The following is a 14,422-nucleotide window of genomic DNA, read 5'->3' as shown; positions in this document are numbered from 1 at the left end:
AGGATGGCAAAGATGTCCAAAATTAATACAATTGACTCAGGACATGGCAGTAAAACTGAACATTATGCAGGGGGGACAACCATTCAATATAATGTATTTTGTAACGGGACAGATACTGAAAAAGCACATTTAAAAAAATTAAATGAAGCGTATAACATTATAAATAAATTTGATGCTAAAATTGATCTACAAGGCCCCTGTAATAAATACTTTAGAACTCTTTCTAAAAGAAAGGCATTTCACCATTTTTGGAGAGATAATACTATTTTTATCAATTACTCTCCTTCTGTAATTATTGGATTTTACGGAGCCACACATAGTAACGATAAAGATATTTGTATTTCTGCATGGTGTTTAGGCAACACTAATCGCTGGATGGTTGCTGCTACTATTATTCACGAGCTTGCTCATATTGGTGGTGCTCCTGGGGGAGCATCTCATGCTGCTGAAAAAGCAGCTGATAAGTGTGGCTTTAAACCCCAATATAACCCTGCAATATTGGGATCGATAAAGCAGCTAGGAGATTACCTTGAAAATCTTGCTTAGAATATCAAACAGTCAACCTGTATTTTTATGTTTTTGTATATTCTTAACACCTGTTAGTCATGCTGAGCAATTCACTTTACTCGAAACTTTAGGAGCTTCGTCAGGTATTATAGCAAATCATACATCAGCAGAAAGCGCATGTTTGCACGTTGTAAGTGTAGCCGAGTCGAGAGAGTATGTTTTTACAACTGATAAACGCATTGCAGGATACCCAGTTCAAACCACACCAGAAAAATTCAATAGACAAGAATCAGAAGAATTGGCAAAATTTATTTTAAATGATAAAAACTATACCAATATACGGCAACGTTGCCAAAACCAATTCTTTCAAGGTGTTCGTTTTATTAGAAATGGTGAAAAAGTAGAAGTTGCCATTGGTTTACCATGCAACCAAGTATTGGTGGCATATCCGGAAGGAAAAAACATCAGGTGGTGGGGTGGTATATTGGGCAACACAACAGTCAGTAGTATTCTTAAAATAATTAAAAGTGATTAATATCTGAACTTGCTTAACAAGTGACTATGATTTTAATTAACCAAAAATGCCTAACAAAATGTTCCATTGGACGTGGCAAAGCGTCATGATTTTTGCGGAGCAAAAATACATACCCCTTTACCCCGCCAATAAGCATGGCGATATAAGTAAGAAATTAAACAGAGAAAAGAACCTGCCATGAGAAACCGCTTTCAATTTTTTTCACAATTGCTTATCCTTTTAAGTGCAATATTTCTATTTTATGGTGGAACAGTTTTTGCAAAGGAAGTATCCGGCCCAGCACCCAATTTCACCCTGCCTGACAGCCAAGGAAATCCAGTCAATCTCGAAGACTTTCGTGGCGAAGTCGTCATGATTAATTTCTGGGCTTCATGGTGCATTCCATGCCGCCAGGAAATGCCTTTTTTAGAAAAGCTCTATCAACGCTACAAAGACCTCGGGTTCACTATTATCGGCATCAATGTCGAAGAGGATACTCAGATGGCGCACGCCATGCTGAAAAAAATCCCAGTCAGCTTTCCGATTTTATTTGATCAAACAAACGCCGTCAGCAAACTTTATCAAGTCTCTGGTATGCCAACCACAATATTGATCGACAAAAATGGCAACCAACGATTTGAGCACAAAGGTTATCTTCCTGGCATTGAAGAAAAGTATAAAACACAGGTGAAGGCACTGATTCGAGAATGAAATTAACCACCCTACTTTTTTTAATCTCTATTTTTCTCACGGCCTGCAGCAGTGTTGAGCCGTGGGTTAAACCTTACGAACGTGCTCATTTAGCTGACCCGATCATGAGCTTTGAACGTAACCCAGTATCAAGCTCCTATCGAAATCATGTTTACCAAGCGCGTGAAGGCGCTCGTGGTGCAGAAGGTGGACAAGGTGGTGGTTGTGGTTGTAATTAATTTACGACAACTCTTCGTAATTGCCTGGCTGACAGGCATGACATCATTCATTCAGGCAGCCATTCTCCCTGAAGACCGCGCTGATGCACTTTTTCACGTCTATGATGGCGGCGGCGTGACAATCAGTGGCCCTTCTATTTTAGTCAGAAAAGAGTTTGCCCAAAAATTTTCTGTTTCTGGAAACTATTATGTTGACTCGATCAGCAGCGCATCTATTGACGTGATTACCCGCGCAAGCGAATACTCTGAAGAGCGCACAGAAAATAGCGTAGGTATTGACTACCTGCACAACAAAACAATCATGGGGCTTGCATACACTAAAAGTGATGAGAATGACTTTAATGCTCAATCAGCACACTTTACGATCAGCCAAGACCTTTTTGGTGATTTAAGTACATTATCACTGGGGTATTCTCGTGGCTGGGATGAAGTCGGTCGGCGTGGCGATCCGCTGTTTTCCAAAGATGTGGACCGTCACCACTATCGGTTAAGCCTGTCACAGATCGTCACAAAAAACCTTTTATTAAATTTGGGCTATGAAGCCATCACAGATGAAGGCTTTTTAAACAACCCTTACCGAAAGGTCAGATACCTAGGCAATAGCAATTCACAAGCCGATGCCACACAAGAGTGCCCCTCTGGGCGTAACTATTGTTACGAAGATGAGCTTTACCCAAACACTCGCACCAGTAACTCAATCGCTTTACGTTCAATCTACTACCTAGCTCACCGTGCGGCTCTCAAAGGGGAGTACCGCTACTTCACCGACACTTGGGGAATCGGTGCACAAACCTATGAAATAGGTTACACCTACCCTACAGACAACCACTGGATTTATGACTTCAGGTACCGCTACTACCGACAAAAACAAGCTAGTTTTTACAATGACCTGTTCGCCTATCAAGAAGCTCAGAGCTATCGAGCCCGAGACAAAGAGCTAAGCACATACAACAACCATACCTTTGGTGTCAGTGCGAGCTATGAATTTTTACGCAAAAGCTGGAAATTCATTGATAGAGGCACGATTAACTTCGCCTGGGATCATATACGTTTTCAGTACGATAACTTTCGGGATTTACGAACAGAAACAGTTATCGCAGGAGACGAACCCCTGTATAAATTTTCAGCCAATATTTTTCAAACATACATTTCCGTTTGGTATTAATACAAAATACCCGCTAAAGCTCTCCCCTATTGAGTCCGAAATATTGTAGATAAGGAACGTTCAATCACAATAAACTGGAAAACAATAGGCTCCAAAAAATTTGGAGTGGAGAAAAGGATGCCTACACAAACCCCACTCATTCCAACAACACCACCCGTCACTCCCTTAAAGAAAAGTTTAAAATTTCAGCTTCCATTTTTGTTTATTCTTCTCGCACTGGTTATTATTTTAACAACACTTTTTTCAACAAGCTGGATCATCGAATCCGCACTTGAAAACCGAGCACACACAAACCATATTATTCAATCCCTACTACTCATTCAGGCTCTGTTAATTGTACTTGCCATTTTTTATCTGTTTTTTATTATTCAACGTATTTTAATCACGCCACTAAAAGCGATCATAGCTCAGCTGCATCAAGCGGTTGATGATGGTTCGACTACAAATACAATTATTAAAACAAATGCAACAAATGAGTTGAAGGTACTGGTTTATTGGGCGAATAGACGTACCTTCTTATTAAAAAAAGCTGAGTCAACAATCCGAAAACATAATGAGCATCTAGAAGAAGTCGTCCATGCAAGAACTCATGAACTTGAGTTTGCCAAAGAATTAGCAGAGGCCGCTAATTTGTCCAAAACCGAATTTCTTGCCAATATGTCTCATGAGTTACGCACGCCCATGCATGGAATTTTGAGCTACTCAAATTTTGGCATCAAAAAACTGGAAACAGCACCACTTGAAAAGCTTGGAAAATACTTCCAAAACATCAACACCAGCGGCAAACGGCTTTTAAAGCTACTCAACGACCTGCTGGATCTTTCAAAATTGGAAGCTGGGCAGATGGACTTTTCCATGTCAGAAAATGATATGACGACTGTGATTCAATCTTGCATCAATGAACAAGAAGTTCGTATCGAAGAGTGTGGGCTTGTTTTAAATAATATTCCCGCTGAGTGCCAAACAAAATTTTCTTTTGATGCAACACGTGTTGGCCAGGTCATCACCAACTTATTCTCCAATGCGATTAAATTCACACCTGCAGGAAAAACTATCACAATTACAGTCACTGAAGATATGCTGATGAAAGATACCGGTATTTTTCCAGCACTGCGCGTGACGGTAAAAGACCAAGGAATTGGTATTCCTGAAGATGAGTTGGAAAGTATTTTTGATAAGTTTGTACAGAGCAGTAAAACCAAAACAGGTGCAGGCGGTACAGGCCTTGGTTTATCGATTTGCAGAGAAATTATTCAACACCATAACGGCAGCATTGACGCAACGAGCACAGCAGGAGAAGGCGCTTCATTTAGCTTTATTATTCCAACGAGTGATACCGAACTGGATATGGAATAGTGCTTTGGTCAAAAAAACCAGCTTAACTCTGCTTGCAAATAATCCTCCTGCCTCTGTGCATACAGCATATCGTCAGGATCAATATTATTGAAGCCCTGATACTCTAAACTAAGCTTCCAAACGTCACCTATGCGACGATTCGCTTCGAGTCGCAAACTATATCCTCCCTGATCAAGATCAACAAAAGCACCCGCTAGAAGCTCACTGCTCTGAACATCGTTCAGAGCAATCCTGACGGCCGTAAACAGGTCATTTTGAAAGGGGCTGGTTGCATCTTTCTGTCGATCATCATAGTGATACTCAACTAACCAACCCACATCAGCATCAGTTTCAAACGCACCTACAAATGTATATTCAAAACCACCGACAAGCGCGGCATAGTTTTTATCACCACTCTTTCGCTGATCAATACGATAAACAGACTCTAATTTCAGTATCCATTCATCCAGCGTCGCCTGCAAATCAATTCCCGTTTGATTAATTAAGTTATAGTGGGGAATGAGTTTATAGCCTCGTTGCCTTAATTCCGGAGTACGCGACGTACCATAAAAATTTGATAAGCCCACGTCCCAAACACCCAGGCTATGACTCCAGCGAATCGCATAATCAACATGTCGATCTTCGTCTTTTGATTCATACACAGGGTTTTCGGTATCAACAACAAGAGGGGATCGAAGTCGCCCTCTTTCACCCGCAAAAGTACGTTCACGAAAGCCAGGCAGTACAAACAGATCCAGTACACCCCAATCCTGACTCCAGCTGGCCTGAATCATTGGTTGACCCAGCTTATCCTCACCATCAATATTCTCAACAGAATCCGTTTGATTGATAATATCGACTAAATGTTGTGATTCGGCCACACCCCAAAATACGCGTCCCAAACCCAATCGCCACTCCCAATCACCTTGAACGATCAACATATTCAATTCACGAATATCACGATGAGTGCGCTGTGAATCGCTTTCGTCCCAACGTAAAAAAGGAGAGAAAATAATGGCACGCTCACCTCCATTCCACTCATGGTAGATCTCTGGAGCGAATGAAAATGACAATGAGCTACCACGATCAAACTTAGATGCTCCAAAAGAGACGGGTGCGTCTGGGAAATAACGTAACTCAGAAGTAATATTTCCAGAGAGCTCGATCGCCTGACTCGAAGCACTGAAAAACAGAGCACATGAAAACGCTGCAATACAAACCTTCATTATCGAATCCGTTTTAACGCATTTTTGTTAAAATCTTTTTCAGTCAGGCCTGTTTGAAACTGATAGTTTTTCCATTCCAGACGGGTGCTTTTTCCAGTCTGGTGATTTTCCATGAACATATCGCCCGCTCTCCAGTAGCGATCAATATATTCGTTATAATCACTCATTATCAGGGTCTTCAATTTTGAGTTTTTACGGTCAAAATATTCAACTTTGATAGCGCGATATTCAGCTTTATCAATCCACGAAATAATACGTTTGTAACCTGAGTATTTGTAAGCAGGTATTCGCTCAATCACATAACATTGCCAATCACCACACGGCTCATCCCGCAGCCATTTATAGGTATATTTTTCCAGCTCTTGTGAACTCAGATCTTCATAAGCAAACTCACTTCCCATGAACGGCCCTGATTTGTTTTTTGAACTAATCCGCTTCACCCGCTTCAATCCAGGAAGATAAAGCCACTGATCATCCGGCTCCAAACCATGCGAAAACGTCAACATTGCCGTCCCCTTGATATCTCGTGGACGATCAAATATCGAGATGCTTTTATCACCATCGCCCTCAACTTCCAGCGTGCGAATTCGAATATCACGAACACTTTCATCACCTTTACGATTACGCAGTGTCATCACCATGTCTGCCGTCAGATCATGGAAACCTGTATCACGCTCATCCATAGCGATAGCAATCTCCAGACCTTTCTCTTCTGCTGTTTCGGCTTGAGCACCCCATGCGAGACTTATTAATAACAGGGTAACAATTGCTTTAATACCATTAATCTTCATGCTTTTTTTCCTTCAAGTTTCATGAGTAATGTGGGTAAAAATAGAAAATCAACCGCCAATGCCACTCCAATCGTAATCGCAGTCAACAATCCCATACCAGAATTGAGCTCGAATGCGGATAACGTCAGGACTAAAAACCCAGCGATCAACAGCAGCGAAGTCACCCATAAGGCAACCCCGACATTGGCAAATGCATAGCGCACTGCATCTTGTGAGTTCAGGTTATTCTCCCGTTGGGCTCGCAGATATTTGCTAATAAAGTGAACCGTATCATCCACGACAATTCCTAATGTCATCGTCACCACAACAGAGAGTGCCAGACCGACCTCACCAACAAATAATCCCCATACACCAAAAGCAATTGCGGCTGGAATTAGGTTGGGAACCAGACTGATCAGACCCATTTTTACAGAACGCAATGCCACCATCAAAATCATTGAGATCAATATCAGTGCAACCACAGTTCCAGTCAGCATACTGCGAATATTGCGCTCACCAATATGGGCAAACATCACCGACGGGCTTGCGCCAGTTGTCAGCATTTCGGGCGCATTTTCTTTTAACCACGCTTCGGCTCTTAACTCCAGTTCAAGAATATTTTTAGTCGAAAGAGTACCCAATGTAATTGAGATACGCGTCGCTGACTTATCAACATTAACCTGATTATTCAAATCCAGCCCGTAGGGCAGCGACATCTCATAAAGCAGCAGATATTGTGCTGCGAGATCACGCTCTTCAGGCAGTTTATAATAGGCTGGGTCATCACCATGCATATTTTTATTCAGTCGTTTAAACGTATCTGTAATCACATTGACATGCTTGGTTTCAGGTTGCTGCCTATACCAGTCTGCGAATTGATCCACTTTTTTCAAAAAATCGGGATTACTGATGCCACCGCTTTCGCCACTCTCAAGCGAATAATCAATAAAATAGAGACCCGTTAAATTTTCCGCCACAAGGTCGGTATGTGTGCGAAATTCAATACTTTCGTCAAAATAGTTAACAAAGATATCATTCAATTCGTTTTTTGGAATAAAAGCGATAGAGAGCAAAATAATGCCCGCCATACCCCAAAACAGTTTTTGACGACGACGAATCACAAATTCTGCAAATTGCTCCATCAAACGAGATGAAAGTGTTTTTGATGGTTTCACTTTAACCGGCAATATCGCCATAACTGCAGGTAACAACAGTACGCTCAGAAAAAATGCATACATCACACCCATTGCTGTAATATTACCCAAGTCACGAAATGGTGGCGCATCACTAAAATTCATACTAAGAAAGCCAACTGCTGTCGTGATTGAAGTCAGGAAAATTGGCTGAAAATTAATGCGTAAACTCTCGACAATGGCATCATTTTTACTACTTCCTTTGCGCATTTCATGCAACATTGTCACCAGAAAATGAATACTGTCTGCCACCGCCAGCGTCAAAATCATCGTCGGGGCAGACATTGCCGGCGGTGTGAGTTGAATCCCCAACCAGCCCGCACTGCCCATTGCCATCAGCGTTGAAAAAACGATAACAAGTACAGTACCAATGGTACCAGCAATACTGCGTAAAAATAGAAACGCTCCAACAATAACAACCAGATATGAAAGTGGCACTAATGTCTGCATATCTTCTTGGCTGGCTTCAGGAAATGCATTATTCATTAGAACAATGCCCGTCATATAAACGTCAACCTGAGGAAATTCAGTTTCAATGTTTGCTTTAATTTCACGCGCAAACGCTGCAACTTCAAACGCTTCATTTGTATCATTACCAGGCAACTCAACCACAACATTTACACCCGTTGCGTGTGCCGTCTGAGAAATAATCCTGTTAACAAGTAATGGCTCGTTCAGCGCAATATTTTTAATAGATTGCAACTGCTCAGTCGTTAGAGTTCTTGGTTCTTCAACTAAATCAGCAACAATCAGATCATCACCCGATGCATAAGTGTGCTGATAGTTACTGATTGAATCCACCCGAATGGAGTAGGGTATCTGCCATGAATCTTCTGTTAGTTCAACCACAGCTTCCAATACGTCAGGCGTAAAAACCTCACCACCCTTTGGCATGATCATAAACAGGATATTATCGTTTTTAGTGTAGGTATCTTGTAAATTTTCAAAAGCAGTAAGCTGCGGGTTTTCTTCACTGAAAAAGACGCGATAGTCATTACTAAATGACAGATACTGGCCGCCACTGGCCAATAAACCAACGACACCTAAAGTCAAAAAAACAATCAGCCAGCGTAAACGAATGACCCAACGAGCATACTGTTCTACCACACACTTCCCCTTTTTACTTTACGTTTTTGATATTAATGCTGTCATGAGAGTCTATCAGCAAACGATCGTTCCACTAAAGGGCGCATAGTAACAAAGTGTAACAATATGTTACTCTGCGTAGCCTCTTTCGTTATCACATCAACATCATTTCCAATATTTTCTCGTACACCTTGCCAGAGAGATTGGAGTACCAAAAGGTCGCAGCATGAAAAAAACCTTACAAAAAAAAACGATCTATTATATACCCATTGCAATAGCTTTCTTGGCACTGCTCAGCGGCTGCGATGAAGAAGGCAGCAGTGATGATGTTAACTTATCCTTAGCTCTTCAGGATAAAGGAATCACTTGGTTTTCAAGTGAAACCTATGGATCAGGTGAGTGGATTCAAACTACTTTAAAATATGATGACCTATTATTTTACAGTTCTGAAACCACCCATAACAAGTACACTCAAAGTGCAGCAGGAGACTTTCAACTTGAGCCTCAAAGTACAAAAAACTTCGTACTCACAAGCAGTGGCTGGCTACAAAGTGACAATAAATTTATCGTCAGTAACATTAATGGCGGCGCATCTATAGCTCTGAGCGACTCAGAAGAACCCCTTATCACCAAAACACTCTTAGCTTCTGGCCTTCCAGAAGATCTCACTGACAAAGAAATTGTTGATCACTTCAACTCTATCAACAAAGATACTGGCTGGACCAATAAAATTATTGAAGGCTCACTATTCAATACCGATAGTATTGCTTATGAAGTTTCACTTCAATTTAATACAGATCGTTACAGCATGTGGGATTTAAACTGCGAAGAAGAATTCGGTTGCAACCAAGTATGGATACAACCAGCGAGTGGAGCTTTTTTTGGACAAGAAGCAACGGGGTTAGATGACATTCCAACAGAAACTGCAACGAATGCAACGGGTTTAGGTGGCCTTAAAGCTGCATTCTTAACATGGGATGCCGACCAGACTATTCCGTTACTGGCTGTTGAGATTGTTGCTGATGGCACAGCTAATTTTTACACCACCCAACTGAAAGCAATAGTTAACGATGAACCAACCTTTCCCGCATCTGCAACAAAAAGCAGTAGCAACACCTGGCAAGAAAAAGAAGTATTTGGGAAGAAACTCTATTTGATTGAAGTTCCCGAGTCACTTGCAATCGACTTTGGTTTTACGGAAGACTCACGCCACATTGTTTTTTTCGAACATGATGGTTTGGTTCGACGTGGAAATTACAAACTCACAGGACATACAGGGTCATTCTGGATTTATAACAATTCAGCTAAAAGTGACATCCTTGATAATCTAAAGAAAAATGACAATAACGGCAATTGGCAGAACTAAAAACTATCCATCACGTAACGCAGCCAGCACTGGCTGCGTTTCTGGCCTCACGTCTCGCCATAGATAAAATGATTCCGCAGCTTGCTCTACCAACATACCTAAACCATCAACCGCACATTGAACGCCCTGCTCACGCGCCCATAATACAAAAGCTGTGTCCTCTTTTTTGCCATACATCATGTCATAGCAGAAGCTTTTCTGCGTCACTACACCGCTTGGTAGTGGCGGCACTTCACCTTGGAGACTTGCCGCTGTGCCATTAATGACAAGATCAAATGATTCACCTACAAGATCAGAAAAACCACAGCCAACGACTTTACCTAAATCTCCAAATGTATCTGCTAATTCAGTGGCTCGCTTTACCGTTCGATTAGCGATTACCAATTGCGCTGGATTTTCTGCCAAAATAGGGGCTAATACACCCCGCACAGCACCTCCCGCACCTAAAATAAGTATTCGTTGCTGGTCGATTTTTCCTTCATGATTGTGCAGTATATCTCGTACCAACCCTACACCATCCGTATTATCCGCCAAAGTGCTGCCATCATTATTGAATACGATCGTATTTACAGCTCCAGCCCGCTCTGCACGCTTACTACGCCGATCGGACCACGCCCATGCATATTGTTTAAAGGGCACGGTCACATTAAGCCCTTTTCCACCTTTGTTACGGAACTCTGCAACCGCCTCTGAAAACTGATCAACATCGGCAAGCAATGTTTCATAAATAAGGTTTTGCTCAGTCTCCAATGCAAAAACAGCATGAATTTGTGGTGACATACTATGGGCAATTGGATTACCTATCACTGCATATAAATCAGGCTGCATTATTGTAAATTCCTATTTTTTTGAAGTTGCTGTTGTAAAAGCTGTTTATATTTTTCACTTGAAATTTTTGGTTTTGAAAAGCGGGGAACTTTAACCTCAAATACGTTATGAAAGCGCTGCTGCACTCCATTTTCATGAGTCAGAACAGCATCATAAGCCCCTTCTGCCATGTTATCTGGAATCATCACTTTAAATGTATTGCTGTTTTCTAAAGATATTTTTAGATCAGGCAATGGCTTCATGGCCGTGATCATTTTCCCGCCCGAAAAATAGAGTATGCCTTGATGCTCCGTGATATCAGAAACAGGATTATTTAAGGTATATTTTGTATCCAAAGTGAGTGACTCTTCTTTGTTGTAACCAAAAACAAGTAACTCTTGTGTTGCAAGCGTCACATACAGCCTGTTTTTTTGTAGCGACATATCCACCACAGATTGAGAAATATCATACTCCGAAATCAATGTTTCACTCCTCAGGTCAAACATAGAAATTTTTCCTGCCATATCCGAGGCAAACATAATTGAACCATTTGATACCACTCTGGATATATCACTGCCCGCCATATAGTGTCCTGTCACTTCCAGAGTTTGCTGATCAAGTTTTAAAATACCTTTTGAAGGGGTCGCAATATAAATGGAGGAGCCATCAAGGCAGAAATCGTTAAGTTTTGTTCTGTATTGAGTTTGATACTCTGGCCTTTTCGGATCCAGAACGGTCAATCCAAAATCATAATTAGCAGTATAAATTTTACCTTGGCTATTTTTAATAGAATCAATTTTGCTGGACACTTTAATGGTATCCAGTAACTGGATATTAAACGGATTACTCAAATCAACAGCTGTTATTTCAGCACTATCATTTGCAACATAAGCAACTTTATCCATAAGCGTCAGAGCTGATGCTTGATTGATAGAGTCAAGCGTTGTCATCCATGTTGGGTGAAGTGGGTTTTTAATATCAAAAACCTGCAAACTCCCCTCACCACTGACAGCAACCAGATAGTTATCAAATGCAACTGTTTGCTGAATGATGCCGCGTTGATTGTATTCCAAGGCCAGCGTAGGTGCGTCACTATTGCTCACATCAAGCACCACCAAACCACCCCACCAATCCAGCACATAGGCATAACTATTTTTAACTTTCACACCCCATGATGCACCCTTTGTATCATAGCTGCCTGTAATTTTGGGCTGATTGACATCCGAAATATCAATGATATGCATGCCTGCACGCCAGTCAGACAGATAGAGAAAATCACCTTCCAACGCCAAACCCCGGGCATTGCCAGGGGTTGTCAGATGAGATAAAACTTTAGGTTCCTCAGGCTGGCTAATATCTAATAAATACAGTCCATCATCAAAAAAAGCAACGTATGCAATATCACCTTGAATCAAGATATCTTCCGCATTTTTGCCTGGACTAAAAGATGCGATTTGTTTGATTTCATCAACATTCGATACGTCAAAGATCAACAGCCCTGATGTTGTATCTGACACATAAACGACGTCATCTTTCACTGCAAGTGACCATGCTTTGCCGGGCGTATCATATTCAGCAATCACTTTAGGCGCTTTTACATCACTGATATCAATAATATGAAATCCGCCACGATGGCTGGCAAGAAAAAGGCGATCGCCAGCCAATACAGGTGTATATGCCAAACCACTCGTAATCAGTTCGGAGACATGCTTGGGTTGGCGTGGATTGGATACATCAATAATTTGCAAACCATAATCATCATCCGCCACATAAGCGTAATTACCCCTTACAACGATACCTTTGGGGGAGCCGGGGGTATGAAAACTGGATAATAATTGGGGATTATCAGGTTGGCTGATGTCGTAAAGGTGGATTCCTGAAAACCAATCTGCCACATACATAATATTGTCACGAATCACCGCACGGCGCTGCCCACCAAAATTAACCCCTTGGCCAAAGTCCATATTTTCATTTGAGATTTGTGGAGCCGCAGAAGAAAAATCAACAACCTGCAATGCCCCTGCACTTAAGCCCACACTTGATTCATCATCCAATAAAATTGTCTGCCCCCACTCTTTATTTGAATCGGAATAAGCATTAATCACCGTGGGTCGCTCTGGATTTTCTACATCAATTAAATATTGAGCCCCCTGACTTGTGATGGCCAGTACTTTTTTATTGCTATAACTCAACCGTTGAATACCCGCTAAATTAGCATGACTGCCCAGCCAGACTAATTGGTCAGGGTTTGATACGTCCAGCAGCAGCAATTCACCACTTTGAAGCGCCAGATAAGCCCTGTTTTGATGAACAGTAATATCCAATACGGGTGATACCGCACGATAAATACTGCGATATTCCAATTTTCCATCAGACTTGATGCTAAAGGCCATAACACTCTGTTGACTCACAGTGAAAAGAGTACTGTTACTCACAACCTGAAGGTCATTATATTCAACAAAACCTTCAGCCTCATCGCCAAGAGGTAACTTCTGTTTAATATAACTCCCACCAGAATAGATTTTTAGCTGTGCATTAAGAGGCAATTCATCAAAAACAAATGAAACACTATTTCCTTTCCCAACAAACAGGTGAGCAGGCTCAACAGACTTTAGTTCACTGGCAAGTGACGTAAAAGTGATAGATATTAATAGTAAAGCGACCCCACTTTTTTTCAATTTCAAGTAACGCATTCATCCTCCAGACAAAACAGCAATTTAGGTCAGGCATCATACCCGATTGGAAGAGCGCCTAAAAACTTCAATGAAAGCGTGCTGAAAAATATGGGAATTAAAAACAGATCAAGTTTAAGATTTTAATCTTGACGAAAAAAAGGCGGATAAACCGCCCTTTTTTATGCATATCCACCATTATAAAGCAGTGAATATGACTTTTAGTACTACATATTACTTAGATTTTTCAACCATGTATGCAGTCGCTGCGATCACTTCTTCATCGCTCAAACTAGGGCGTGCACCTTTAGGTGGCATGCCTTTAAAGCCTTTAATAGCGTGGTCATTCAATACATCATTGCCTTGAGCAATACGATCAGCCCATGCAGCTTTGTCACCTGTTTTAGGTGCGCCAGCCATACCTGTATCGTGACACATTTTACAAACAGACTCATAAGTTGCTTGACCGTCAGCAGATGCAACACCCGCAGTCAGAACAGCAGCAGCACCCAGAGCAGCAGCAATAGCTTTAATACGCATAATATTTCTCCTTAGAAATTGTTTTTTTATACTTCCCAGCCTGCCTTAATGACATCGACCAGAGCAATAAGCGACTTCGTACTATAACCCAATCCACAAACAAAAAAGGAATGAACCTTAATCCCCCCAATTGGGATCGCGAGCATAACACGCTATGATTTTAAAGCCCAACGTTTATGCTTTCGTTTCATGAACTTGATCACGTTTTCCATTATTGCATATAATAATGAACTCAAGCTGAACAATAAAAAGCAAGCAGAAGCGCAGATAATTCAGTCAATGATGGGACACACTCAATTTATGAATGTTCTT

Annotated in this window: 13 protein-coding genes; 7 read left to right on the top strand and 6 right to left on the bottom strand. The window is 41.3% G+C overall.

Annotation, left to right across the window (positions count from 1 at the left end):
* Positions 1-12: 12 nt before the first annotated feature.
* The 6 genes from L3J70_02915 to L3J70_02890 all read left to right on the top strand — a co-directional run bounded on the left by L3J70_02915 (position 13) and on the right by L3J70_02890 (position 4,471).
* Positions 13-546 carry a hypothetical protein gene (locus tag L3J70_02915; GenBank protein MCF6235322.1) on the top strand — a complete coding sequence of 178 codons (534 nt, stop codon included), beginning with the start codon at positions 13-15 and terminating at the stop codon, positions 544-546.
* Positions 530-1,042: a hypothetical protein gene (locus L3J70_02910; protein ID MCF6235321.1), complete on the top strand. Its 513-nt coding sequence runs from the start codon at positions 530-532 to the stop codon at positions 1,040-1,042. Before L3J70_02915 ends, L3J70_02910 begins: the two co-directional genes overlap by 17 nt.
* A gap of 177 nt (positions 1,043-1,219) precedes the next feature.
* Entirely contained in the window at positions 1,220-1,732 is a 513-nt protein-coding gene (locus L3J70_02905) for a TlpA family protein disulfide reductase (GenBank protein MCF6235320.1), read from the top strand.
* Positions 1,729-1,950, top strand: a complete 222-nt coding sequence (locus L3J70_02900) for a DUF4266 domain-containing protein (GenBank protein MCF6235319.1) — start codon at positions 1,729-1,731, stop codon at positions 1,948-1,950. Before L3J70_02905 ends, L3J70_02900 begins: the two co-directional genes overlap by 4 nt.
* Positions 1,931-3,115, top strand: a complete 1,185-nt coding sequence (locus L3J70_02895; GenBank protein ID MCF6235318.1) for a DUF3570 domain-containing protein — start codon at positions 1,931-1,933, stop codon at positions 3,113-3,115. Before L3J70_02900 ends, L3J70_02895 begins: the two co-directional genes overlap by 20 nt.
* A 117-nt stretch (positions 3,116-3,232) precedes the next feature.
* Positions 3,233-4,471 carry an ATP-binding protein gene (locus L3J70_02890; GenBank protein ID MCF6235317.1) on the top strand — a complete coding sequence of 413 codons (1,239 nt, stop codon included), beginning with the start codon at positions 3,233-3,235 and terminating at the stop codon, positions 4,469-4,471.
* An 8-nt stretch (positions 4,472-4,479) separates the two neighbouring features.
* On the opposite strand, the gene L3J70_02885 is transcribed toward L3J70_02890, so the two are convergent.
* The 3 genes from L3J70_02885 to L3J70_02875 are packed head-to-tail and all read right to left on the bottom strand — an operon-like array spanning position 4,480 to position 8,746.
* Positions 4,480-5,676: a hypothetical protein gene (locus tag L3J70_02885; protein MCF6235316.1), complete on the bottom strand. Its 1,197-nt coding sequence runs from the start codon at positions 5,674-5,676 to the stop codon at positions 4,480-4,482.
* Complete coding sequence (locus tag L3J70_02880) at positions 5,676-6,467, bottom strand: outer membrane lipoprotein-sorting protein (protein MCF6235315.1); 792 nt, start codon at positions 6,465-6,467, stop codon at positions 5,676-5,678. The genes L3J70_02885 and L3J70_02880 overlap by 1 nt, the downstream gene beginning before the upstream one ends.
* Positions 6,464-8,746, bottom strand: coding sequence for an MMPL family transporter (locus tag L3J70_02875; GenBank protein ID MCF6235314.1), 2,283 nt, complete (start codon positions 8,744-8,746; stop codon positions 6,464-6,466). Before L3J70_02875 ends, L3J70_02880 begins: the two co-directional genes overlap by 4 nt.
* 205 nt (positions 8,747-8,951) lie before the next feature.
* Between L3J70_02875 and L3J70_02870 the strand changes: the two genes are divergently transcribed.
* Complete coding sequence (locus tag L3J70_02870; GenBank protein MCF6235313.1) at positions 8,952-10,091, top strand: hypothetical protein; 1,140 nt, start codon at positions 8,952-8,954, stop codon at positions 10,089-10,091.
* 3 nt (positions 10,092-10,094) lie between these two features.
* Here L3J70_02870 and aroE read toward each other — a convergent pair whose 3' ends face one another.
* The 3 genes from aroE to L3J70_02855 form a co-directional block, all read right to left on the bottom strand.
* Entirely contained in the window at positions 10,095-10,919 is an 825-nt protein-coding gene (gene aroE, locus L3J70_02865; protein ID MCF6235312.1) for a shikimate dehydrogenase, read from the bottom strand.
* Positions 10,919-13,591, bottom strand: coding sequence for a hypothetical protein (locus L3J70_02860; protein MCF6235311.1), 2,673 nt, complete (start codon positions 13,589-13,591; stop codon positions 10,919-10,921). Before L3J70_02860 ends, aroE begins: the two co-directional genes overlap by 1 nt.
* 213 nt (positions 13,592-13,804) lie before the next feature.
* Positions 13,805-14,110: a c-type cytochrome gene (locus L3J70_02855; GenBank protein ID MCF6235310.1), complete on the bottom strand. Its 306-nt coding sequence runs from the start codon at positions 14,108-14,110 to the stop codon at positions 13,805-13,807.
* Positions 14,111-14,422 lie beyond the last annotated feature (312 nt).

Source organism: Gammaproteobacteria bacterium, from assembly GCA_021648145.1.
Classification (GTDB): Bacteria; Pseudomonadota; Gammaproteobacteria; order JAADGQ01; family JAADGQ01; genus S141-38.
The sequence above is the reverse complement of the archived record's forward strand: the minus strand, read 5'-3'. Positions and strand labels throughout refer to the sequence as shown.

Bases quoted from the DNA above. Each gene is read 5' to 3' on its own strand.
- L3J70_02915 (MCF6235322.1), top strand. From the start codon at position 13: ATGTCCAAAATTAATACAATTGACTCAGGACATGGCAGTAAAACTGAA.
- L3J70_02905 (MCF6235320.1), top strand. From the start codon at position 1,220: ATGAGAAACCGCTTTCAATTTTTTTCACAATTGCTTATCCTTTTAAGT.
- L3J70_02900 (MCF6235319.1), top strand. From the start codon at position 1,729: ATGAAATTAACCACCCTACTTTTTTTAATCTCTATTTTTCTCACGGCC.
- L3J70_02890 (MCF6235317.1), top strand. From the start codon at position 3,233: ATGCCTACACAAACCCCACTCATTCCAACAACACCACCCGTCACTCCC.
- L3J70_02885 (MCF6235316.1), bottom strand. From the start codon at position 5,676: ATGAAGGTTTGTATTGCAGCGTTTTCATGTGCTCTGTTTTTCAGTGCT.
- L3J70_02880 (MCF6235315.1), bottom strand. From the start codon at position 6,467: ATGAAGATTAATGGTATTAAAGCAATTGTTACCCTGTTATTAATAAGT.
- L3J70_02870 (MCF6235313.1), top strand. From the start codon at position 8,952: ATGAAAAAAACCTTACAAAAAAAAACGATCTATTATATACCCATTGCA.
- aroE (MCF6235312.1), bottom strand. From the start codon at position 10,919: ATGCAGCCTGATTTATATGCAGTGATAGGTAATCCAATTGCCCATAGT.
- L3J70_02860 (MCF6235311.1), bottom strand. From the start codon at position 13,591: ATGCGTTACTTGAAATTGAAAAAAAGTGGGGTCGCTTTACTATTAATA.
- L3J70_02855 (MCF6235310.1), bottom strand. From the start codon at position 14,110: ATGCGTATTAAAGCTATTGCTGCTGCTCTGGGTGCTGCTGCTGTTCTG.